At 51.9% G+C, this 23,488-nt stretch carries 23 protein-coding genes; 11 read left to right on the forward strand and 12 right to left on the reverse strand.

The window, feature by feature from the left end; genetic code table 11:
• Positions 1–284 precede the first annotated feature (284 nt).
• The 5 genes from O5O45_RS22405 to O5O45_RS22425 all read left to right on the forward strand — a co-directional run bounded on the left by O5O45_RS22405 (position 285) and on the right by O5O45_RS22425 (position 6,766).
• The gene (locus tag O5O45_RS22405) at positions 285–3,200 is read left to right on the forward strand and encodes an EAL domain-containing protein (protein WP_305901555.1); all 2,916 of its coding nucleotides are present in this window, start codon (positions 285–287) and stop codon (positions 3,198–3,200) included.
• A gap of 146 nt (positions 3,201–3,346) precedes the next feature.
• A complete protein-coding gene (locus tag O5O45_RS22410) occupies positions 3,347–4,204 on the forward strand; it encodes a MurR/RpiR family transcriptional regulator (protein ID WP_305901556.1) in 858 nt (285 codons plus the stop codon).
• 180 nt (positions 4,205–4,384) lie between these two features.
• Positions 4,385–4,582 carry a PA3496 family putative envelope integrity protein gene (locus O5O45_RS22415; protein ID WP_305901557.1) on the forward strand — a complete coding sequence of 66 codons (198 nt, stop codon included), beginning with the start codon at positions 4,385–4,387 and terminating at the stop codon, positions 4,580–4,582.
• Between the two features lie 165 nt (positions 4,583–4,747).
• Positions 4,748–5,548: a class I SAM-dependent methyltransferase gene (locus tag O5O45_RS22420; protein WP_305901558.1), complete on the forward strand. Its 801-nt coding sequence runs from the start codon at positions 4,748–4,750 to the stop codon at positions 5,546–5,548.
• A gap of 108 nt (positions 5,549–5,656) precedes the next feature.
• Positions 5,657–6,766, forward strand: coding sequence for an HD domain-containing phosphohydrolase (locus tag O5O45_RS22425; RefSeq protein ID WP_305901559.1), 1,110 nt, complete (start codon positions 5,657–5,659; stop codon positions 6,764–6,766).
• 111 nt (positions 6,767–6,877) lie between these two features.
• Here O5O45_RS22425 and O5O45_RS22430 read toward each other — a convergent pair whose 3' ends face one another.
• A complete protein-coding gene (locus O5O45_RS22430) occupies positions 6,878–7,666 on the reverse strand; it encodes a PEP-CTERM sorting domain-containing protein (RefSeq protein ID WP_305901560.1) in 789 nt (262 codons plus the stop codon).
• A gap of 397 nt (positions 7,667–8,063) precedes the next feature.
• Here O5O45_RS22430 and O5O45_RS22435 point away from each other — a divergent pair, with 397 nt between their 5' ends.
• The gene (locus O5O45_RS22435; protein WP_305901561.1) at positions 8,064–8,732 is read left to right on the forward strand and encodes a hypothetical protein; all 669 of its coding nucleotides are present in this window, start codon (positions 8,064–8,066) and stop codon (positions 8,730–8,732) included.
• A 22-nt stretch (positions 8,733–8,754) separates the two neighbouring features.
• Here the strand turns inward: O5O45_RS22435 and O5O45_RS22440 are convergent, their stop codons facing one another.
• The 3 genes from O5O45_RS22440 to O5O45_RS22450 form a co-directional block, all read right to left on the reverse strand.
• Positions 8,755–9,039, reverse strand: a complete 285-nt coding sequence (locus tag O5O45_RS22440) for a DUF427 domain-containing protein (protein WP_305901562.1) — start codon at positions 9,037–9,039, stop codon at positions 8,755–8,757.
• Between the two features lie 118 nt (positions 9,040–9,157).
• Positions 9,158–9,823, reverse strand: a complete 666-nt coding sequence (locus O5O45_RS22445; RefSeq protein ID WP_305901563.1) for a M50 family metallopeptidase — start codon at positions 9,821–9,823, stop codon at positions 9,158–9,160.
• Between the two features lie 104 nt (positions 9,824–9,927).
• On the reverse strand, positions 9,928–10,710 hold the full coding sequence (locus O5O45_RS22450; RefSeq protein WP_305901564.1) for a YopT-type cysteine protease domain-containing protein: 783 nt from the start codon (positions 10,708–10,710) through the stop codon (positions 9,928–9,930).
• Between the two features lie 301 nt (positions 10,711–11,011).
• Here O5O45_RS22450 and O5O45_RS22455 point away from each other — a divergent pair, with 301 nt between their 5' ends.
• Positions 11,012–12,379: a glutamine synthetase family protein gene (locus O5O45_RS22455; RefSeq protein ID WP_305901565.1), complete on the forward strand. Its 1,368-nt coding sequence runs from the start codon at positions 11,012–11,014 to the stop codon at positions 12,377–12,379.
• 92 nt (positions 12,380–12,471) lie between these two features.
• Here the strand turns inward: O5O45_RS22455 and O5O45_RS22460 are convergent, their stop codons facing one another.
• Positions 12,472–13,164, reverse strand: a complete 693-nt coding sequence (locus O5O45_RS22460; protein WP_305901566.1) for a PEP-CTERM sorting domain-containing protein — start codon at positions 13,162–13,164, stop codon at positions 12,472–12,474.
• A 391-nt stretch (positions 13,165–13,555) separates the two neighbouring features.
• Between O5O45_RS22460 and O5O45_RS22465 the strand changes: the two genes are divergently transcribed.
• Together O5O45_RS22465 and O5O45_RS22470 are read left to right on the forward strand one after the other, a co-directional pair.
• Positions 13,556–14,932, forward strand: a complete 1,377-nt coding sequence (locus O5O45_RS22465) for an aldehyde dehydrogenase family protein (protein ID WP_305901567.1) — start codon at positions 13,556–13,558, stop codon at positions 14,930–14,932.
• A 310-nt stretch (positions 14,933–15,242) separates the two neighbouring features.
• Entirely contained in the window at positions 15,243–15,881 is a 639-nt protein-coding gene (locus tag O5O45_RS22470; RefSeq protein ID WP_305901568.1) for an alanyl-tRNA editing protein, read from the forward strand.
• A gap of 32 nt (positions 15,882–15,913) precedes the next feature.
• Here O5O45_RS22470 and O5O45_RS22475 read toward each other — a convergent pair whose 3' ends face one another.
• Positions 15,914–16,663 (reverse strand): hypothetical protein, encoded by a 750-nt coding sequence (locus tag O5O45_RS22475; protein WP_305901569.1) that lies wholly within the window; start codon positions 16,661–16,663, stop codon positions 15,914–15,916.
• Between the two features lie 193 nt (positions 16,664–16,856).
• Here O5O45_RS22475 and O5O45_RS22480 point away from each other — a divergent pair, with 193 nt between their 5' ends.
• Positions 16,857–17,252: a DUF6795 domain-containing protein gene (locus O5O45_RS22480; protein ID WP_305901570.1), complete on the forward strand. Its 396-nt coding sequence runs from the start codon at positions 16,857–16,859 to the stop codon at positions 17,250–17,252.
• Positions 17,253–17,550: 298 nt separating this feature from the next.
• On the opposite strand, the gene O5O45_RS22485 is transcribed toward O5O45_RS22480, so the two are convergent.
• Entirely contained in the window at positions 17,551–18,318 is a 768-nt protein-coding gene (locus O5O45_RS22485; protein WP_305901571.1) for an SDR family NAD(P)-dependent oxidoreductase, read from the reverse strand.
• A 253-nt stretch (positions 18,319–18,571) separates the two neighbouring features.
• Here O5O45_RS22485 and O5O45_RS22490 point away from each other — a divergent pair, with 253 nt between their 5' ends.
• Positions 18,572–19,300, forward strand: coding sequence for a substrate-binding periplasmic protein (locus O5O45_RS22490; protein ID WP_305901572.1), 729 nt, complete (start codon positions 18,572–18,574; stop codon positions 19,298–19,300).
• Positions 19,301–19,332: 32 nt separating this feature from the next.
• Here the strand turns inward: O5O45_RS22490 and O5O45_RS22495 are convergent, their stop codons facing one another.
• From O5O45_RS22495 to norR, 5 genes are all read right to left on the reverse strand, one after another.
• Entirely contained in the window at positions 19,333–19,806 is a 474-nt protein-coding gene (locus tag O5O45_RS22495) for a hypothetical protein (protein ID WP_305901573.1), read from the reverse strand.
• Positions 19,807–19,835: 29 nt separating this feature from the next.
• Entirely contained in the window at positions 19,836–20,264 is a 429-nt protein-coding gene (locus tag O5O45_RS22500; protein ID WP_305901574.1) for a hypothetical protein, read from the reverse strand.
• Between the two features lie 17 nt (positions 20,265–20,281).
• Positions 20,282–20,785: a hypothetical protein gene (locus O5O45_RS22505; RefSeq protein ID WP_305901575.1), complete on the reverse strand. Its 504-nt coding sequence runs from the start codon at positions 20,783–20,785 to the stop codon at positions 20,282–20,284.
• 89 nt (positions 20,786–20,874) lie between these two features.
• Positions 20,875–21,762: an AraC family transcriptional regulator gene (locus O5O45_RS22510; protein WP_305901576.1), complete on the reverse strand. Its 888-nt coding sequence runs from the start codon at positions 21,760–21,762 to the stop codon at positions 20,875–20,877.
• A 120-nt stretch (positions 21,763–21,882) separates the two neighbouring features.
• Positions 21,883–23,412 (reverse strand): nitric oxide reductase transcriptional regulator NorR, encoded by a 1,530-nt coding sequence (gene norR / locus O5O45_RS22515; RefSeq protein WP_305901577.1) that lies wholly within the window; start codon positions 23,410–23,412, stop codon positions 21,883–21,885.
• Positions 23,413–23,488: the final 76 nt, after the last annotated feature.

The raw sequence follows: 23,488 nt of genomic DNA on the forward strand, positions 1-23,488 counted from the left end.
TCACTATCGGGTTAAATGGGACAACGAACAAAAAATAACAAAATGTTACATACAATAAGCACACTGAACCGCCAACCGGAGTCGCCGCCTTGCACATTTGCGGCGATTAATACTGGATAATTTTACAGCCTATTACAACATTGCATCGCTGCTTTTCAGGTTCGCCGACCGTCAAAAAGCAGATATGACGGGTTTGTTTGTGCGGCGGGATTCCAGTGAAATCGGACAATTATACTAACATGCACCCCGGGACAAACGATATTCAAGCAAGCAGTTTAAAGCTGATGTCGACCATGGCGCGCCCCAAACCTCTTATGGTGCGTCGGGAGCAACTCATAAAGCTGGGGCGACGCAGTCGTCACGCCGCCGCATTGCTTTTTTTAATCACAATGGGGTTCGTCGCCACCGCCTTTCCTCACCACGCTATAGCGCCACTGATCGGTCTCGCTGCGCTGGGTGCTATCTGTTCACTTCTGCTCGCCGCCTTCGGCTCACAGGCTCAGGCGCAATTGCAGGATGAGAGCGTCAACCTACCCCGCAACGTCGCCAACCTTAGCAGGCTTTATGTATTGCTCAGCAGCGCAATCGCCACTGTGTTGGGGCCGATAACCGCTTACGTCATCCTGGATCTCCCTGCATCATGGCTGGACAGCCTCACTATCGCACAATTCTTAGGCGCAGGCCTTCTGTCCTTTTTTCTTGGCGTCTGGCGCACCCCATTTATTATTCTTAGCGCGATGCCTCTTCTGTGGCTTGCGGTGCTGTTACAGGGCAGATCGCCCCTCCCTCCAGAGTTACTGACCAACGCCGCCATTCTCAGCGTCTTCCTGTATCCGCTCGCCGCGCTATGGTACCTCGCGTCCAGTCGCTACCTTAACCAGAATCTGCAGATGCAAGGTTTGATCGACTATCTGGATAACGCCCGCTCCGCCTCAGAGCAGCTTAATCAACAGCTCGCCTATGAAATAACCCGCCGCGAAGCAATCGAACATGAACTGCGGGAAACGCAAAAGGAGCTTGAAGACGCAATCTGCGAGCGCACCCACGAATTGTCCGAAGCCAACCGTATTCTGAGTCAACAAATCAAGCTGCGGAAAAATATCAGCGATGCGCTGATGAAAAGCCAGACCCGTTTATCGCAAGCCATTGAAGCCACCGGGTTGGCCTTGTGGGATTGGGATATACCAAGAAACTCCCTTTATCAGTCTTTCTTTCACGACGCCTTTGGTCCTCGCGAAATGTCGGCGACCGCCTTCGTCGAGCGTATGCATGGACTGATACATCCTGACGACCGTCCACGCATCAGAAAGGAAATGATGCTGTGCCTGAAAGGCTTGAGTAACACTTATCGGGTGCAGTACCGCGTCACCACCGCCAAAGACGCCTGGATATGGGTTGAGGATTGCGGCAAACCGGTAAGCTTCGACAAGCTTGGCCGCATTACTCGCATGATCGGGTCGCGCCGCGACATCAGCAAAGAGAAAAGTCGCGATGAACAGCTGCTTCTGGCCAAGTCTGTCTTTGATCATACGCCTCAGGGCGTCTTCGCGCTGGATACCGAGTTCCGTTTTCTCACCGTCAACAACGCGTTCAGCCAGATTACGGGTTACGAAACTGAAGAAGTGATCGGTAGCAGTCTTGAGGATTTCAGCAAGGCTCCCAACAAGCGACAGGTTTTCAGTCGTATTCGCGACGAGCTGTCATTGCGGGGCCGTTGGCAAGGCGAGTTATATGAAAAGCGCAAGTCCGGCGATTTCTATTGTCAGTGGCTGCAAATTACTTCGGTTATTAATACAGAAGGCGCCACTACGCACTACGCCGGCCTCTTTTCTGACCTGACTGAGCGCAAGCAGGCGGACGAAAAGCTTCACTATCTGCTCAACTACGACGAACTGACCGGGCTGGCGAATCGCATGCTGTTCCGCGAGCGTCTGGATAAAATTCTCCGCAAAGTAAGGGAGCAAGGACTCAGCATTAATATGCTGCTCCTGAATGTCGACCGTTTTCGACAGGTAAACGAAAGCCTGGGGCAGGACCGAGGGGATGAGCTGTTAAAGCAGGTTGCTACGCGCATCTCACAAACCGCATCCCACGCACATACCTTGGCGCGCCTTGGTAGCGATGAATTTGCAATTCTCACCCCCGCGAAAAGCCGCTCCCAAGTGAGCCGCTTCTGCGAGCAACTACTGGATGAACTGAAAGCGCCATTCAATATCGATGGCCACGAGTTTTATGTTTCAACTTCAATAGGCGTCACTCAGGCCCCTGACAACGGCTGGGAAATCCAAACCCTGATGCAGCAAGCCAATATGGCGGTGCGACAGGCGAAATACCTCGGCGGCAACACCTATGAGTTTTACAGTCGCATGTTGCGCAGCATGTCGCGTATGCGTCTGGAGGTGGAAACCGAGTTGCGCCGGGCGATACAGAATCAGCAGATGGAAGTCTTCTTCCAGCCCAAGCTATCGCTGGATAGCGGCCGCATTACCGGAGTTGAGGCGCTGGCGCGCTGGCGGCACCCGCAGAGGGGTCTGATCGGCCCCAGTGACTTTGTGCCCATGGCGGAGGAAAGCGGCTTAATCACCGAGCTGGGAGAACAGATGCTCGGCGCAGCCTGCGCTCAAGCCGCCGCCTGGAGCCGGGAAGGGCTGGATAATATCCAGGTATCCGTCAACCTTTCCGCTCATCAGTTACGTCAAAGCAATTTGCCGCAGATGGTGCGTAAAGTCCTGCAGGACACAGAGCTTCCCCCTCACCTGCTGGACCTGGAGCTGACGGAAAGCACGCTAATGGAAAACATGAGCCGCACCCAGTTTATGCTCTCCCGTCTGAGAGAGATGGGCGTACGCATAACCGTGGACGACTTCGGCACAGGATACTCCTCTCTCTCCTACCTCAAACGCTTTCCGCTAAACGCCCTGAAAATAGACCGGATGTTCATCAAAGACGCACATCACAACGCCGATGATGCCGCTATCACCCGCGCCGTCATAATGCTGGGTAAGAGCCTTAACCTGGAAGTCATCGCCGAAGGAGTAGAACACGAAGGACATTTGGAATTCCTGCGGGAAAGCGGCTGCCACACCGTGCAGGGATACCTCATCGCCGAGCCGCTGGGGGCAGAACAGATGGCGAACCTGTTGCGAAAGCAACGCATCGGTTCTGCAGCCCTGCAAAACCCATCACCGGTTATTCAATAACGTCAGCGACTTTAGTCAGTGTAATCCTGCTTCGCTTTTGTCTATTCTTAAAACACGTTTTTCAATCTCGCCCCAAAGGCGAAATCACGGGCTTACCCTGCCTACTGATTCCGCTATCGGGCTCATAAACACACCAAGGTAGTTGGATGGGACGCCCCCACGATATATTGAATTGGCTTCGACAAAACCGGGACAGGCTACGCAAAAGCGAACAGAAAGTGGCGGAGTGTGTGCTGCGTAACCCCAACGATGTTATTCACATGCGTATCGTTGATCTGGCGACTGAGGCTGGCGTCAGCGAACCGACCATTGTGCGCTTCTGTCGCACCATCAGTTTTGACAGCTTTCAAAGCTTTAAAGTGAGCCTGGCCCAACAGCTTGCAAGCATCCAAAAGCAAACGCCATTCCCAATAAACTCCGGAGATAGCCTGCAGCAGGTAGGCGCCAAGATATTCAGCGACGTGCAGTCGTCATTGCAGCAGGTCTTCAACCAACTCGCCTGGGAGCGAATTGAGCAGGTATGCGCCTGGATTTCCGAATCCTCCCGCTTATATTTTTTTGGCTATGGCGCATCCGCGGCCGTGGCGGCGGATGCGCAACAGAAGTTCTTTCGCTTAAAACTAGATACCCAGGCCTGCCCGGATCCAGATACGCAAATGCTGATCGCGGGTCTGGTGGAAGCGAACGATATTATAGTCGCCATATCTCACAGCGGCCGCACCAATAACCTGATTCAATCCTGCATGCGGGCGCGGGCCTCCGGCGCCAGAGTTGTCGCTATCAGCCCGCCGCAGTCAGCATTGGCCAATATCGCCAATCTCAACATCGGCGTCTCCGTGGACGAAGACACTGACGCCTTCACGCCCTTGGCTTCTCGTTTGGCCCACCTAATGGTTTTGGACACTATCGCCACCAATCTGTTTCAAAAACTTGATGAGCGTCATGCACGAAAACTCAACCAAGCTAAAAAGAATCTCAGCTCGTTGCGACTCTCACCTAATTAATTGTATTATCGGTGAAATAATATACAGCATAAGACCGACGACTCCTCAGTCGGCTGGACAAGGCATCGCACCAACGCAGGAACGGATTGGTAACACGCGTTATCAAGCAGTAAGCCGGTTGTCATTCCAGTGTAAAAAATAACAACTACAGTGAACCGTCACTAGGCTAAGGGGAAAGCCATGCAAAACATGAATCAACCTTCCGATTCCGTCGCCAGTACAATTCTTGACGTTTTTTACGAGTCCGAAACGCAAGAGAGGAAAAGCAAAGAAAAGCAAGCCTCCAAACGACGTCTTCAAGCCCGTCGGGCAATAGAGGACTACCTGGAAAACAAGCGGTTGCGCGAGGCTACCGAAGACTACTACTTTTCTAAATAAACGCATTTCATAGCGTTCTTCGCGTACGCTCCCACTTCCTCCCGGACGCGTACGCACGTCCTCCGCTTGACTAAGCGGACGCTGGATATTTCGTCAAAATAAACCAGACTTGTTGATGCCGGCTAACGGCTGAAACAGCCATGGGAACATCCAGGGAGCATGACGATGGAAACGCTGCAATTGCGAGATATTTCAGAAACCGCACTCCTACCTCTGTGGGCCAGGGCGATGGAAACCTTGCGCCCCGACGCCATCATTCATGACGATAAGGCGCTGGAAATGTACCAGCGCCTCAATTATGACTTCAAACGCTTCAGTAACGCGTGGTTATCGCAGTTAGCCATTGCAATCCGCACGGACCTCATCGACAAACTGGTAACGGATTTTATCAACGCTCATCCCCATGCTGTCATCATTAATCTTGGAGCTGGTTTCGACAGTCGCTACCTGCGCGTGGACAACGGCCAGATTCAATGGTTCGATCTCGACCTGCCCAACGTCATCGCCGCTCGTCGCCTGTTTTTCAGCGACTCTGATCGCTACCACATGCTGGAGCAGTCGCTGTTCGATGTCTCCTGGCTGGAGCATGCCGCCGGAGAGTCTGACAATTGTTTGATTTTGGCTGAAGGCGTGCTTATGTACTTTACAGAACAACGCATCAAACAGTTCTTCAATGACCTTGCCGAGCACATCCCACATGCTCGTATGCTTTTGGAAATGCTGCCTCACGGAGCCCTGGGTCAAGCTCACTTACATGAGGCCATTGGTTGGATGAACGCCGCCTTTCAATGGACTCTGCACAATATCCGCCGCCTGGAAAGCTGGAACTCCCACATCAAAGTCAGACAGGAATGGTGCATTCTCGACTATCACTGGGAGCGCTGGGGGGCGTTAAGCTTGCTAGCCTGGTCTCCCTGGCATCGTTACCTGTTTGGCGAAAAGCTGGCGCTACTTGAGTTTGATTGAGCATCCGCTCGATATGCTCAGCCAGCGTCTATACTAAAAACAATCGCCTCCACATCGCGGCGCAGTCGCACAAGGGGATGTCCGTATTCAACAGGAGCCCGATATGTCATGAAGCCAATTACCTGCCCACAGTTTGTTGAGTTGGAAAAAGACCTGATTGACGAGTTTGTCGCCTGCTTTCAGGAAAATGTCGAAGAGATAGAACATACGATTCAGACCCTGGAGCATCAGGTAAATCCTGATTTGATCAACGAGCTGTTCCGCAGCATGCACTCCCTTAAAGGCAACTGCAGAATGGTTTTTCTGGACGCCATGGTGGACGTTATCCATGAATTAGAGGAAATCGTTTCCGACATGCGTAAAGGAGAACTTCCCTACCAGCCGATGTTCGGGGTTTTCTTTATGAGCATCATCGGCTATGTCGAAACCCTGGTCGGACAGTTGGCGAGTGACCACACCGCAGACGGAGACCTGCAGGAATCCCTGCTTAAAGTCATCGCCAAAGTGCGTAACGCCTCCCCCGGAAATGTTATAGCCGTCATCAACGAAGGCCTGGATGAGTTACTGTCCGGCCCTAAAGACACAGGAGAAGCGCCGCGGCCCGAAGCAGCAATGCCAAGCTACTTCGCCCCCGGAAAAGACTCTGACCAACAGTTATTTCGCTTTCTGGCGCGCCAGCTGGACCAACTCAGTATCTACAGAAAGGATCGCACGCAAAAGGAGCTGGAGCTATGTACGGCCATCAACGGAGAGTTAGGCGGCCCGATTAACGAAGAGCAACTCAGCGCCGCAGTGCTGCTGCACGATTTAGGCATGGCTTTTGTGCCAGTCGGATTGGCTCACAAACATGAGGAGCAGCTGTCACGTGAAGAGCAGAAAATCATGGCCGCCCACGTCGCTACCAGTTCGCAAATCCTGCATCGCTTTGGTGGCTGGGAAGACGCAGCGCAGATCGTCCTTCATCATCATGAACATTATGACGGTAGCGGATACCCTTTCGGCGTGAGCGGCAAGGACATCCCCATGGGCTCCAGAGTACTGGCAATATGTGACGCATTCTTCGAGATAACCAGCGAACGTGAAGATCGCTCGTACAAAAAATCGCTGTTTGAGGCAGTGCGCTACGTTAACAGCTATAACGGCTCACTGTTCGATCCTGATTGTGTTGAAGCATTCAACATGGCGGTGAGAAAGCTCTATATCGCCAAGGAAAGTTGAGATCATCACGCGCTGACAGCGCATAAAAAAACCGCGTAGGGCGTCGCCTATGCGGTTTCTCTTTGAGAGCGGGAGATCAAATCATCCCCCCGCTTCACTACCTATGACTTTTTAAGCAGCCTGCTTGCGACGACGCAAACCAACCGCAGCCAGACCAAGGCCCATCATAGCCAGAACGCCAGGCTCAGGCACAGAGAAAGGAACCTTGCCTTCGATAGTATCGTTACCGCAGGTCATACCCCAATGGAAAGCAATCTCATCACCTTTCACCAGATCAGTACCAGCAATATCAAAGGTGAAAGAAACTTTACCGTTTACAGTGTCGACCAACCAAGAGCCGGAACCTACGGAAGTGACAGTAGCGCTGCCAGTTTTGACAGCAACTTCCTGACCGTGACGGTAGGTAGCGTATCTACCATTGATAAAATCATTGGACAAGTATGCGTTTTCATAGTTGGTCTCACCATTCAACTCATACAGCGCACCTTCACCGCCAGTAGAACTCCAACGGTCGTCGAGGCTGAAACCATAGGTCCACTTTGTACCAGTACGATGTCTGTCTTCTTTGTACCCTGTATCCGCATCACCATATGGGTTCCAAGAGGAAGACAGGAACAGGTCGCCAAACGCAATGCCTTTCTTCTGGCTCAGTGTGGTGCTTGTTACGTTGTTGTTGAAAATACCAACGTTATTAACAAAGTTGGTGTATACGTCGACAGTCAACATAGTGCCAGCCACGCTTACGTCAATTCCCTTGACATCGAATTTTGAGACGTCACCGATAACGTCGCCATATCCATGATCCTTACTACCTACATACTCATCGTTAATTTGATATGCGTAAGCGGAGACAGAGGAACCCAAAGCTACTACTGCAGCCAGTACTTTGAAAGTTTTCATAGACAACTACTACTCGATAATTGGTTTATTGATTTGTAAGCCAAAAGGCCCGTACAAAATTAGTGACGGTATACAAGCATTTTTGAGGCCAACTTTTATACTCCATTGTTATCTATAGTATAAATATAAAAATAGAGCAGCGGACGCTTAGCTTTTAAGTTAATGGTGTAAATTTAACCGACATTCTAACCGGCCAAATGCCAGCTTCGTCAGCGCAATATGACGATAACCTCTCAGAAAGCGACCACAAGAAGCAGGCGCATTGCCTATTTTGATCTATTTTTAAATAAGGAGAGATTACGCGCCCAGCATAGGCGTTAGCAGTATAAGAGCTACCGCAGACAAGCAGCGGCTCAGAGTGGAAGCAATTTACAGTGCCAAGCAACGAGCGAAAGCTATGTCAGATTTCGATGCGCTGTTAGCAATATCAGGTACGGCCCTCGTCGTCGCCGGGCTTATTTTGTTTATTGCGGAAAAGATAATACACCACAACCATCAGGGCCGACTTCCGCCAGATATTTTATACCCTGCCCTTATGCTGACCGTTGCTGGCGCTGGCGTGGCGCTGGTTCCAATGTTACATCCCGAACTAACGGAACTTGAACATTTACCGCCTCCCGGGGCGGGATTGGTTTATGACACAGGCATTGTTGTGCGTGGCGGCCCGACGCTATTCACCGACTCGCTTATTCGAGTTACAGAGCATAGTCCTTCCAAGAAAAAAGACGCTCAAGCTGACACACTCGACCTACTGTCTTACAGCGTGAATGGAATCCCCCAACAGCTCAATGGATCAATGGATATTCGCCCGACCGAAAACGATACGTATGAGTGGATTGCCGATATTGAGTCTTACACCGACTTTGGCTTGCCGGTTATTTATTACTACACGGGCCTGCTCTACCAGGAAAACGACGCTTGGCGTCTCCTTATCACATCAAGCAATGATCAGGCATGGGAAAAAGGCTTCTCGGTTCCTGCACACGTTGAGATGCGTAGTAATTATCTGAGTATGAGTTATGACTACAATGGCGTGAGCGTACTGGCTGAATGGAGTTCGGAATAGCGCTCACGCCATATTAATCTGGCTAGCCTTCTTCTATCGTCACTCCTCTCCAGAAAGCAACATAGTCCTGGATATTGCGGGCTGTTTCTGAAGCCGTAGGATAATACCAAGCCGCATCTCGATTGGTGGATCCCTCTACTTCAATATCGTAATAGCAGGCTGTGCCTTTCCACCCACAGACAGTACGGGTATCACTTGGTTTGAAGTATTCCGAGCGGATAGCGGAAGGGGGGAAATAATGGTTTCCTTCCAATATGATCGTGTTCTGACTTTCGGCAATGACTGCGCCATTCCATATAGCTTTCATAGTCTGTCTCCTGATTATCTATCTATTGTTGTTATTTTTTTCGCATCCCGCGTTTCAATACCGACAGAATTGCATGCGCGAGCTCAGTATAGATATACGGCCTTGCTGGGAAAAGGTATCAATTTTCTTGTGACGAAGGCGGGCTTCGATGCCCGAATTTAAATGCGACGTATATGACAGCCAGACTCAACAGAAACCAGCCTATGCCCCAGATCATACCTGAGCCGCCATAAGCCTCCCCAAGCATAACTGCGTCGGACCGCAGGTGAGAGCGTTCAATTGTGTCGCTGTAAATATCCAATGGCGCGTATAGCATACTGGTGACGCCAATAACCCGCAGCACCGCGTCATTAAATGACACCGGCAACCAGATCGCGCTGGCTATCATGGCGCCCCCGGTAGCGAGTGCAAACCCCAATGCAAAGACATCTCTAATCCACCATGCGGCTATCGCCAATAAAGACAGGCCAAGAATTAGCATAAGCGCACGATCAAGACGACTCAGTAGAGCCGTCAGATAAATCAATACGCCCCAGATCAACGACCCAAGATAGCCGGCGGACAACGTCAAAAAACGATTACCTCCGCGGGATAGCACATGTCCGCCTTGATCAACGGAGATGACCATTTCCACCACTTCACCTCCCGTCGCCACTGTCATAATGGCGTGTGAAGCTTCATGAAAGAAAACCACCAGTAATTTAAGAGGAATCAGCACCGGGTAGGGCCAAAGCACCACAACCAAAAGGATAACGCCAATAAGAGGAAGGTATGCTTTGGCCAAAATAGACTCCTTTATCGCTTTCAGGCTGGAATACTGGATACGTGGCTATGGACGCCTTTCAGGCTACCCGCCCATTATATTCGGCCGCTATCTTACCTGAAAAATTAAGCTACCGTGTCATACTCCATGATTTCATAGGAGTCGCTCAGACCTATCGCTGGCGTTCCATATCCCGCCAGATGCCAGAAGCGGGGAAACCATCCTTGGAAAGCATTTGTCGTAGGGAACCAAAACTCACCAAAGTTGGGATCAAAAAAAGTTACATCCGTCTCACTCCATGCTGCGACAGCATGAGCAAAATTGGGCCCGGCGATACCAATCATTTTGTATGACTTGGCGCTGGAAGTAATCGCCCGACCAATTTCCGCCGAGAAGTCTCTACGACGCCCTCCACGAGCGCCAGTCGCCCCTCGCGACATGCCCTTGAACCAGGATGGACCACTGGAAATATGCTTGCGTCTGGTCACGCCTTTAGATTGCAGCCAGCGTTCCGTCGCATAGGTTTGATCTTCTCTGCCGCTGCCCGGTTGTCCCACAACCGCCCCGGAGTTCATCGTGCTCCCGATAATAAACATCTGCATAATCTGACGGACTTTATTAGGATCAATCTCCCCGCCAGCGCGACTGATCCAGCCCGCCAACGAAGTCGCTTCACCTGAACGAGCATATTTTTCCGCATTGGCATGAACTTCCAGCCACTTCGCCGCCAGCATCTCGCATATTCCGCCACTGGTGTCCGGATTGGTAAGAATCAAGCTTCTTACCGGGTTCTTCACCTGAGAAAAGCGCCAAGTGCAATGACCGCCCGCAGCTGTTGCGGAATTCTGCACTCCCGCCACACGCAAAGACAAAATATTGTGGGCTAACCAATCAAACATAACGGGCATTTTACGTACTCCTAAATACAACTAATCTCGTAAATAACGCGCTTTCCCCAGGTATAAGGGTGCGAAACTGAAGGCTAAACACAGCAGTAGCGGCGGATGTAGATACTAATTCAGACAGACCACTTGCTTGTATCTGGGAAAGCGCGCACAAAACAGTTTTACATTCCTAGACTTTAGTCCAACTTTTCTAAGTAGGTCATACCGAGCATGGTTGGACTAGCAATATCCAATCAAGTTCCCACGGAGCTGTTATATTTAGTTATACGTCCTTTCTTCATCCGCTTAACACACAGGTGATGTTATGGATCCAAGGGAAGTAAAATCCGCAGCAGACGCACGTACGCTTATCGAAGACTCCATGTTCAAGCACATAAAGGTTGGCGTATTTGACATTGATGGCGTCATGCGCGGCAAATACATGTCGCGAGCCAAATTCCTATCCGCGCTGGACAAGGGATTCGGTTTCTGCGATGTCGTTCTGGGCTGGGACGTGAAAGATCAGCTCTATGACAATGTTTCATACACCGGTTGGCATACGGGATACCCTGATGCGCAAGTGCGTATTATCCCCTCTAGCTGCCGAACTTTGCCCCTTGAAAGCGGCGGAGTGTTCTTTCTGGCTGAATTTGCCGATAAAGCGGAAGCAATCTGTCCGCGTGCTCTACTCAAAAGAGTTGTAGCGAAAGCCAGAGACATGGGTGTGGAAGTTGATTGCGGTTTTGAATATGAATTTTTTGTTTTTGAAGAAACGCCTCACAGTATCCGGGAGAAATCTTTCCAGGGCCTCACCCCCATGGCGCCGTCAGAATTCGGTTATTCCGTCATCCGCAACAGCGTGGAGTCAGATACCTATTTGAATCTTTTACAGTTGGCGGATGATATGGACTTTCCTCTTGAAGGCCTCCATGAGGAAACCGGTCCCGGAGTTCTTGAGGCGGCGATTACCCACGATGAAGCAATTAACGCAGCCGATAAAGCCGCACTGTTTAAAACGTTCACAAAAGTTGCGCTGCAAAAGCAAGGCAAGATGGCCACCTTCATGGCCAAGTGGTCGAAAGATTATCCCGGACAGAGCGGCCACATACATTTATCGTTAAAAGACAACAAAGGGCTAAACCTTTTTTATGATGGAGAAAAAGAAGCCAAAATGAGCGCCACAATGCGCCATTTCATCGCAGGCCAACAAAAGCTTATGCCAGAACTCATGGCGATGATTGCTCCCACGATTAATTCTTATCGACGACTCATTCCCGGGTTCTGGGCTCCTACAGAAGCCAGCGTTGGCATCGATAACAGAACCTGCGCTATCCGAGTTATTCCCGGAGACATACAATCTCAACGATTGGAGTATCGAATTGGCGCCGCCGACGCCAACCCCTATGTCATCCTCGCGGCGGTCATCGCATCGGGACTGTGGGGAATGGAAAACAAACTCGAACCGGAATGCATGGTGGACGGCAACGCCTATGATCAGACATTTCCTGAGCATTTGCAGCTTCCGTCGACTTTATGGGACGCGGCGCAACGCCTGAAAAACTGCCAGATGGCCAGAGACTTTTTTGGTTCCCCTTTTGTCGAGCACTTTGCAGCGACTCGCGAGTGGGAGGAGCGGGAATACAGGAAATATATTTCAATGTGGGAGCTGGAGCGCTACTTCGAGATAATCTGAGTATGAGCGTCAGCTAGAAGAGGAAAAGCGATACCTGGACCGGAGAAAAAACTCCCGCCGATCCAGGATCATCAAAGCTAGCTGCGATTATATTATTTAGCGCGCTTTCTAGCTACGAGACCAATCAGGCCCAGACCCAACAGTGCGAAAGTAGTGGGTTCAGGTACAGAGTGAACAGAGATTTTCCACTCTTCAGTTTCACCTTGGTAATAATGACCGGTTGGAGTCATACGATCTTCATAGCTACCAGTGTATTCAGTTTTCCACTGATCATTCCAAGTACCGCCGTACATGTTGGTGATTGAGTGGCTGCAAGTCACGATAGAGCGCAACCAGAAATCGCCCACGTCAGCGTTGGTCAGCGTGTATTCGCTTGAGAAGAAAGAAAAGTCTGGGTTAGTAGGCGCCTGCCACATTCCCAACACTGGCTCAAAGTCAGTCAGTTTGTGTTCGCCGTATGCAATTTCGTCGCTAGCGTCGAATACGCCATTTTGGTCCCAGTCAATCCAGGCTTTCATCAGGTCAGCGTAGTGTGTACCCACATTCTTCTTGTGTACGCTGAATTTGAATTGAACGGTTTGACCGACAGTCAGGTCGTTACGACCCCAGCTTGCGCCGCCGTCAGTAGTCCAGGAAACGCCGTAGGAGTCGCCATTAGGCGCGTCCGCCAGTTCTTGCCACGCAGTTGTGTCGTGAGTAGTAGTGCCGTAAGAAGCTGGAATAGCATATGCGCTGGCCGCGCCCAGCATTAATGGAAGGCTTGCTAGAAATGCGAGTTTCTTCATGATGTCCTCTGAAAAATGTCGGTTAAATTGATTTAGCGTAAATGCTAGTTTTTATAGTGAAGAGTCGTGCCCTTATTGCTCCCGTTACATAGCAACCAGCATGCCAACATTTAGACCTTTGATTTATAAGGACAATGCTTTTTTGTCTTATTAGATATGTAAAAATAATGGACTATTCAACGAAATTAGTGCATGCCGCACCAATAATCTAACGCAAACCAAAACCGGGAGATCACTCCCCTTCCTTCTACCCACACAGAGACGTCCCAAATGCAATAGGAAACGTTCCACAAGATTTGTAAAACCACGCGACAACCCCCAGGAATTTGCAATAATTAAAGCTGAGCAGAGGGAATTTTATTGCGACGACAAGTATAGGGAAGCAGCTATCATGAGAATCATTTCACCCATTGACGGATCACTAGTGGCGGAAAGGGAACCAGCCACAGACTTTCAAATCCACGCAGCACTCGAACGCGCACTCACCGCCCAAAGAATCTGGCGTACAGTCTCCATCACAGAGCGCGCACGCTATTGCCGTCTCGCCATTGCCGCGCTAGCGACGCAAACGCGGGAGATTGCTCCGGAGATTACCCTATTGATGGGCCGTCCAGTGCGCGAGACGCCCCAAGAAATCAAAGAGACGGAAGTGTGTGCCGAACACATGATTGATATCGCCGAAAGATATCTTGAAGACATCATAACGCAACCAAAAACCGGCATTCGCCGTTTTATGAGGCGCGAACCTCTAGGCATAGCCTTGTGTATCGCGCCATGGAGTCATCCTTACCTTACCGCAGCCAGCGCTATTATTCCTGCACTCATGGCGGGCAACTGCGTTATTCTCAAACATTCCATGCAGACGCTATTGTGTGCGGAGCGGTTCTCTCACATATTCTTTGAGGCCGGGCTCCCAGACGGCGTATTTCAGCATTTACACGTCAACGACGCAGATACATTACGCTTGATCAGCGACCAACGAATAGGCCATGTTTCCTTTACCGGGCCCAGTGCGAAAGGCGTCGCTATTGAGCGCGCCGCCGCTGGAACTTTCAGAAGGCTAACTCTTGATTTAGGCGGCAACAATCCTGCTTATGTTTTCTCCGACGCGCCATTGCATTCAAGCGCCGCCAGTATTGCCCAAGGCGCTTTGTTCAATTGCGGACAATCCAATCGCGCCATCGAACGCGTATATGTTCACGAAGATATCTATGACGACTTCTTAGACGCCTTGGTTGCGGACGTTAAACACTACAAATTGGCCAATCCCATGGAACCCTCCACCACATTAGGGCCGATGGTAAGCCCGCAACAGGCCATGGCGGTCAAAACACAACTGAACGCAGCTATCGCACAGGGCGCAACGCCTTGCATTGAGCAAGCTCATTGCTCTGACTCATGCCTGGGTCCAGCCTATCTGCCACCACAGGTGCTAACGAACGTCGATCATTCCATGGCATTGATGACAAGTGAGACCTTCGGCCCGATTATAGGCGTCATGAAGGTGAAGGATGACGCTGAAGCCATCCACTATATGAACGACAGTCTTTACGGTCTAAGGGCCTCTCTGTGGACCCAGGACGCTGCCCGCGCCCAGGCAATAGGCGAGAGACTACAGACTGGCGCAGTGCTGATGAACCAAAGCACTCATATTGACCCTACTCTGGCTTGGGGAGGCGTTAAACAATCTGGATGCGGCGCGCAGCTATCGGAACTAGCCTATGCGCAACTCACCCAAGCAAAAACTTACTATCTGCGTATAGCTTAGCCAGATACATGACATCCTTTCGTTTCAGGGATGATCAGATTATAAAATCAAGCGGCGGCTGAGCCGTCGCGACTTTGCACTGTCGCAAACTATGCAAAGAAGTACTCTGAGTTGGCTGCCTTTTATCAAGGAAATAACGCCCAGGAATCTGGTTACGCCAGCATCTCCCCACTACAGCTTTGGCGCAATATCCTGGAGCGGGTCAAAAGCGGGAATCAGGCTGGTCATTGATCTCCTCCCCTCTTGCAAACGCTGCAATGGTTGGCGAAGATTCCGCGTATCTGTTTAAAGGACTTTTTCAGGCAGAAGTATGACAAGAAAAATATTCTGGGAAGACCCCTACCTCACGACTCTCAGCACCTACGTCACTAGCGTACAAGACGCCGTGATAACGGTCGAGGAAACTATCTTTTATGCGCTCTCCGGCGGACAGGAAAGCGACCATGGGACCATTGGCGGCTTCAGAGTGATTAGCGCGCGCAAGGAAGAGCAGGAAATTTTTTACGAGCTGCCGGACGATCATGCGCTTCAGGTCGGCGATCCAGTGGAAATCACCATTGATTGGGAGAGACGATATCGCCTGATGCGACTGCATTTTGCCGCAGAACTGGTGCTCGAACTCTTCTATCGCAAGCTGAACGGCGTTGATAAAGTCGGCGCGCATATCGCCGAGGAAAAGGCGCGTATCGATTTCTCCTGGCCTCAAAGCATTTCCCCACTGTTGCCGGATATTGACGCCGACGCGCAACGTCTCATCGACGAAAACCGCGACATCATCAGCGATTTCAGTGACGAAGATGCAGAAAGACGCTATTGGCGGGTGGAGGGATTTGCCGAAGTCCCTTGCGGCGGTACGCATCTGACCCGCACTGGGGAAGTGGGACGCATCTCCATGAAACGCAAGAATGTCGGCAAGGGCAAAGAGCGCGTGGAGATTTACCTGGACTAAGCTCCGGGCGCGCCCGGAGCCGCCGTTCTCGGTTATTCGCAGTATTTGATCGTCTTGGTCACGCTGTGCACGTTGACATTGGCTCCGGCGCGTATGACAAATTCACTCAATCCCACTTCCGACTCCGGGTTGCCCCAGTCATAGGTGTAACCCAACCGGGTCCAGGGGTAACCGTTCTCGCCGTACGACGTTTTGCGCAGATTTTTGAACCATTCCTTGTGCTCTTTACTCACGGTGACAAACCGGTCCGAGACCGGGAAGTCCAGCTCTGCTTCATGATCGCTGATTTCCGGATCCGGTGAGGGGCGGAACAGATCTGACGGACTCACCCACATTTCCACAAACTTGGTTTTATTATCCCCAGGCGGCAAACCCAGTAATTGCTCCAGTCGCAATATCGTCTGTTCCGGAAACTTATAGCGGGCGCGACAGAAATTTTTCACTTCAGGAACCACCGTCACCCATACTTCTCTGGACAGAATCTGCGTCTGGCCCACTGAGTTGTCGTAGCCGTCCCAGGAGGTCCATGTCGTCACCAACACTTTTTGTCGGTCGCCACTCCACTCCAGAGCGGGATTCAGCGGCGTAATCGCCGTCAGGTTTTTGGATATCTCATTCGGCTCTACAATTTCAGCATCCCTGACCGCATCAGCGTACGCTTGGCTCAGGTTTTTCTGTATGGGAGGCTTGGCGCCCTGGTGGGCGCATGCGCCTAGCGCGAGCATCGCCCCCAAGGCGAGAATCTTTTTGATATCCCTATATCCATCTCTCCTGAAAATCATTCTTCACTCTCCGTTCTGTCCAGATTCTGTTGAGGCATGCATCTCCCCCGGCCTGCGCCGAGCGCTATCGCCAGTTGGGAGGCCAGCATGAAATATATATTAAAATTAACCCCTTACATAATCTTTACAGGGAAACATGCTATCATTCCCTACGCTAGCCATGATGTCTGCGCAAGACATGGGAGTCTTGGATATGATCGGCAAAGTGTGCCTATTTTCAGAAGTTTACGGCGTGATTACCTACGCCGGCGAACCTGTATCAGGCGCCACAGTGACCCGTTGGGTCGAATGGCGTCAAAAGTCCTCCGACAGCGTACGCACCGCCCAGGATGGAAGCTTCCGCCTGCCCGCTTTATATAAGATTTCTCTGCTGGCGACGCTGTTGCCGATCCCGTTTCGTGCGGCGCAGACCATTTATGTCGAAGTAAATGGTACTGAACACCTGATCTGGAGCACGATTAAAGTGGGCCCGAAGCCCAATGACGAACTGGCGGGACGCCCCCTGCGCTTTATCTGCGAACTGACGCAGGAGCGAAGATACGTGCATCTGGGCGCGGCCAGCATTGAAAGTAACTGCGAGTGGCGCTGATCACTCCGGTTCAGCCCATTGCCGAATCGGCGCGCCATCAACACCTTCGCACCAATCAGCCCCAGCTGCGCTCTCCTAACATCAGATGAATGGAGACAATACCACTGCACGCCAGCTGAGCTTCTTTCGAGTCCGCAAGCGCCACGCTCATTGAGTTGGTAAATCCACACAGCGCAGTCTACTGCTCACCGTCTCATCCACTACACGCTACTCCTGTATGTCGCATTGAGGGGATAGGCGCGGCGCTATAGCAGGGCTCTCGCCGCCAACGCAGCGACGACGCCCTGCATGCGACGAACTAATTGCGTCCCGCCATAACGCCGCCGTCCACGTCCCAGATCGCGCCTGTCACCCAGTCAGCCTGGTCCGACAGCAGAAACATCGCAGCGCTCGCCACATCCCCAACCTCGCCAATGCGACCAATAGGATGGAATGCGTTTAGCGTCGCCAAGGTTTCGTCAACCTCTTCGGGAGCGATAAAAGCCTCATAGATCGGCGTTTTCACTACCGCTGGCGCAATTGCGTTGACGCGAACGCCATCATCCGCCAGTTCCATCGCCATGTGCTGGGTCAGTGCGTGCAAGCCCGCCTTCGCCATCGAATATGCGGAGGACGGCGTGGCTTTTACCGCCTGCTTCGCCCACATGGATCCAAAGTTCAGCACAGCGCCACCGCCATGCTTCCGCATATTTGCAGCGACCGCCTGGGAGATAAAGAACAACGCTTTATTCAAACCCAGATAGGCGTCGTAATCCGCTGGCGTATGCTCCAGGAATGGCTTGGGATTGAAATACCCGGCGGCGTTCACCAGATAACGAATGGGGTCACCCAGATCATTCAGTTGATCTATCAAACCAGCAACTTGCTCGTCGTCATACAGGTCAACGCTCAGCGTCCTGATTTCCGCTTTGCCACGCAAAGCCTCGCCAGCCTGTTGCAGTTTTTCCCGACGCTTGCCAACCAGCATGATATTCACGCCCGCCGCGGCCATCCTACGCGCAATTTCCAACCCCATTCCACTGGAGCCGCCTACAATTAACGCCCAGGAACCTTGTAGCCAATGCATGATGCCTCACCTCTCTAAAGTCATTCGAAACAGGAGCACAGAGTAGGCTTCCAGGGGACGTCAAAAAAGTAAGCACAAATTGGTTCGGTAGGCACTTATCGGTATAGTTTGTTGATTTCACGCAAGAAAAAAATATTATTGCGCGACGAAGCCGGTTAAGGACATACAAAGGAGGCATTCCAGCCTTCGCATTGGATCTGGCTTATACTATTATTCCGCCGGATATCCCGGGCATTATCTGATTGGACGCTAGATGCTCAAACCACTCGCATTACTTATTCTCACCTGTTTAAGCAGCCACTTCTCCTATGCGGAGGAGCCGCTTCGCATTACCTGGGCCACTCCAGAGTGGGAAGGCAGCGTGGAAAAAGACGGAAAAGGGCTTTACAACGAAATCATTTTCGCTGCGTTCAAGCATGTGAATATCGAGGTAAATCAGATTATCGTACCGTGGAAACGGGCCGAGCTGATGGTGAAAGACGGACACGCCGACATGTACGGCGGGCTTGACCCTACCGATGAGTACCCGCAAGCGCTCTACCCTATTTCCGTTATCACTGAGGCCGTCACCTTTTTGCCGGAGCACTTTGGAGAATGGAAAGGACTGAAATCGCTGGAAGGGAAAAACGGCGTATGGATTCGAGGTTATACGGATTATATCGACGATCAGGTGAAGCAGTATCTGCAAGGGGAGGATCTAAACTCCAGAGAAAGCGCTCTCTCCAAAGTCTATCTGAAACGGGCGGACTACTACTTCGACAACCTGCGCCAAACCAATATCACATTCAGCAATATCCTGGTGGACAAAACCCGGTTTCGCACTGAGCCAGTGACCCGTGTGTTCCTGTATATGACTTTTTCCAAAGGCGAACGCGGCGAGTATCTACGAGAGAAGTATAACGAAGGCGTCGCGCACCTCATTGAAACTCATCAGCTCCTGCCGCTTTACGAGAAGTACGACAGAGAATATCCCATTGAGTAAGACCTCTTAACGGGTTACTCATCAGCTGTTAATTACTCACGCCAAAGATAGTCTGAGGAGTAGCTGTAGCGATATAGCGCTTGCGCCACCGCCAGGGTAAACAGCGGATCTATCGCCAATGTCCAATCCAGCGTGGGCGGCTCATTGAACTGAAACACGCCAAATCCGAACGGCAGGATAAAGGCGTACGAGACAAACCAGATGACATACAGTGGTAAGGCGACTTTCCATAAGGTCCGCGCGCCGATACGCTTGGAAAAAGCGTAGCCAAACAAACCGACCAACATGACGCACTGTATCAGCCAGTCAAGGTAGTCTAACGCGCCGGCATGGAAGTCTATCTCCAAATAGTCATCGCCAATGAAGGACATAATCAGAAATGGCGCTGCGATCAGATTCAACAGCACACAAATCACAAAGAATATTTTCCAGATGACGTTTGGCTCTTTAACCAGCATAGAGCCATCCGACACCTGGCTTTTGGGTGGCGCGTACAAGTCACTCATATTTGATCCCTAACTATTTCGATCCCGCTTCACGACGTGGACGGTGTAATGCATGACCCCATCCACAAGCTCTGCGACTTAAATCCATAATTATAAATACACCGCGTGCTGACTAGAGTGACGCCCAATGGGAATATCATTGTCCAGTTAGCGTATGCTCGCATGCCCATGAGGGGAAAGTCATATCCGAACGGCAAGACAAATTGATATAACAGCGACCAGACAGGATAAACCCACAGCAGACCTTTCCAGAACCAGACGCACCCTATTCTTTTGTTAAAAGCGACGCCATAAATCGCCGCCAGATTGAGATAGAAAAACGCCAAGTCTATATAGTCATGCCAGGCAAATTGCGCGTGCGTGACAATCACCGCAAACAGTACGGCAATAAGAGCGCACAGGAAAAAATACAGTTTCCAACCCAGACGCCACGCGGCCAGTTTCGCAGTGAGTTTCATTCAGGGGCTACAACCTGCTACTTGTCAGCGCCTTTGACGGCGATGGGTTTGATCGCTTCTGTCTTACTGGCGACCTCATCAATCCCTTGCTTGACGAGCCGGTTGATCGCCTCACTGTTAAAGTGATGATACGTCACCTTATATTCCGGGTTATCGTCATTCCTGAACATAATCAGCGTCTCTACGCCTTCCCCATTGGTATAGGTTGTCTTGTAAGTTAGTGTCACAAACATACCGGACAAGCCATTTGTCTGCACTTTGTCCTGTGCGCGCCATGTCTCAAGAGAATAACTACGCAAGTCGCCATTGGCCTTTTGCACCAATCGACGAATACTCTCCCACTCTTCAGGGTCCACAGACTCCGTAAAGTGCGAGGAATAAAAACGGTCCGCGCCGGGACCGCCTTCCTTGATTCTGTCGTCAAAAAAGTTCGTGGCGGCGGCCTTGGCGTCATCAACGCCCTCCACAAAACCACAGCTGGTCAACATCAGTAATAATAAAATCCCCAAAATGCGCAGCATCTCTATCTCTCATTTCTGGCTCTCAACTTCGACTCGCATTATTGCTGGATTTGGGTCGAAGAAGAACCTTTTTGGCAACGCGCCGCTAATCAAACCAATGGCAAGTAGATATCGATGATCGCTTCATGCTCAGGGACGTCCGGATACATGGTCACGCGTTGTAGAAAGCAAGGCGTATCGCGCAGCGCTTCCCCGCTCGCAGGCAACCACTCGCCATACAAAAAGTGAAAAGCCGCCCGCAAGCCAGCGTCAGGCCCAATATGACGCAGTACGGCATAACGCCCTGCCGAAAGGGTTTTAGCGATGACGCCGCAGGGGTTTTCTTCAATCTCTGAGTTAACGCCTGCGCACAAGTCCATGCGGAACGCCTCCGCCGGCGCAGACTCTGGATCGTTGTACAGGATGTTATAGGTGGCGCTGATGGAGGGAGGTAGTTTGTTGGCTTTACGCCATTCGATAAAGCGCCTGATGGATTCGCCCAGACGTTCTGAAGCGCCGCGATGTTCCAGCGCCGCTACCGGAATGGCCTCCTGTTCTACGATATTGACTGAATAGTTCGAGTTATCCGTTAGCATAATGTTCGCCCTCGCTCTGAGTAGAAGTTCTTCATGATCGCGCCAAGGCTCCCACCGCGGTTGTCGCCGAAACTGGGAAGGCGTTTGCCCGCACACTTTCTTGAAGGCTCGGGAAAAGGCTTCCAGGCTGTCAAACCCGGTATTCAACGCAATATCCGTCACGTTATAACGGCTGCGATAGGCCAGCTCATGAGCGGCTTTCTTTAACCGCCGCCACTGCACATACTTGTACACGCCCATTCCCATGCTCGCAGAAAACTGCCGGTGGAAATGAAATTTTGAGAAGTGAGCGACCTGGCTCAGCTCTTCGACGCTCAAGCCATCAAGCAAATGCTGATCAATGTATACCAGCACGCGCCGCAGTCGGTTTTGATAAGTGCTTACAGTCGTCTCATTCGCCATATTCGCCTCAACGGAGAGCAGTGTGGCAGTGCGGGCGCAGACTCGCCTGATCGATCTTGCTGACTATCGCTGTCGGCGGCAGTCTGGGCTTAACCAGCATCAGCACCGCCGACGTCGGGCTCATTTCAGACCCAGTTTCTTGGCCATTTTATGCAGATTACTCGAATCCACCTCCAGCTCACGAGCAGCGGCGGCCCAGGAGCCATCGTGACGATTCACCGACTCACGGATCACTTCGCGCTGGCAGTCCTCCACCGCGGTGCGCAGGGAGCGGACGCGCGCATGACTCAAGCTTTCCGACATCAAGCTTTCTCTGGGCGCCGACACAGCGTCGCCGTAGTCCAGGTCCAGTAACGCCGCATCCAGCGTCACAATATCATTGCGGCTGGCGCCGCGGCTGATCGCTTTGAGCGCCGCACGACTGATTACGTGCTCCAGCTCCCGTACATTTCCCGGCCAGGAATATGCGCACAGCGCCTGCTCCGCCGCTCGCGACAGCCGCAGGCTGCGCACGCCCAGGCGGGAGCGGTTAAGTTCCAGAAAGTGCCCCGCCAGCACCAGCACATCGGAGCCCCGCTCGCGCAACGGTGGAATCCATACAGGATAGACGGACAAGCGGTGATACAGATCCGCCCGGAAATCGCCAGCGCGAACACTTTCTTTCAACTGTCGATTTGTCGCAGCGATGACCCGCACATCCACTTGCCTTGGTTTGTCCTCGCCCAAGCGTTGAATCTCTCCGTTCTGCAGAGTCCGCAACAACTTGGCCTGCACGCTGAGCGGCAACTCACCCACTTCATCAAGAAAGATGACGCCTCCTTGCGCCGCTTCAAACCGGCCTGCGCGATCCGCCGTCGCGCCCGAGAATGCGCCTTTGCTATGACCGAACAGCTCACTTTCCACCAGAGATTCCGGCAACGCCGCGCAATTCACGTGGATCAACGGGCGCTCCCGACGCGGCGAACGACTGTGCAAGCGTCGCGCAAACAGCTCCTTGCCCACCCCGGTTTCCCCCATCAGCAGCACCGGCAACTCTGAGTCCGCCACCACGTCCAATTCCCGCAGCAGACTTCGGATACTGTCGCTGGAGCCAATGATCTCGCTTTCCTCCTGCGCTACGCCCCGCCGATCTCCATCCTGCCGCATGAGCGCCAGATTCCTGCGTTCCTGCTCCAGCCGGGTCACTCTTACCGACGCTTCGATGATCAATGTAAAACGCGCCAGATCCTGCTGCGCCTGCGCATCAAAAGTTCCTTCCTGCAGCGCATCCAGGGTCACCGCTCCCCACAGGACGCCATCCACATAAAGGCTCACGCCCATACAATCATGTACGGGCAAAGGCTCACCGACGCAGCTTTCCAGCAGCCCGTCGTAGGGATCGGGCAAACTCGAATCACAAGGGAAACACACTGGCCGCCGACTGGCCAGAATCGCCGCAAGCCGGGGATGCTTTGCGATGATAAAACGGCGCCCCAAGGTTTCCACCACCAGGCCCTCCGCCGCCAGCGGCCGCAGACTGTCGCCATCAAGCCGTAATAGCGCCACCGCGCCGCACCGAAAATATTCCCGCATAGTGTTCATTAGGCGCTGATAACGCACAGCATGGGGCAGTTCCGTCACCAGGTCCGCCAATAGACTGGCCTCAATCATGGTATTAATCACCTTAAAAGGGTTTTTATAACCCTATTCGATTCGGGTAAAAAACACCACATGTAATTTTTATACC

This window comes from Hahella sp. HNIBRBA332 (assembly GCF_030719035.1).
Taxonomy (GTDB): Bacteria; Pseudomonadota; Gammaproteobacteria; order Pseudomonadales; family Oleiphilaceae; genus Hahella.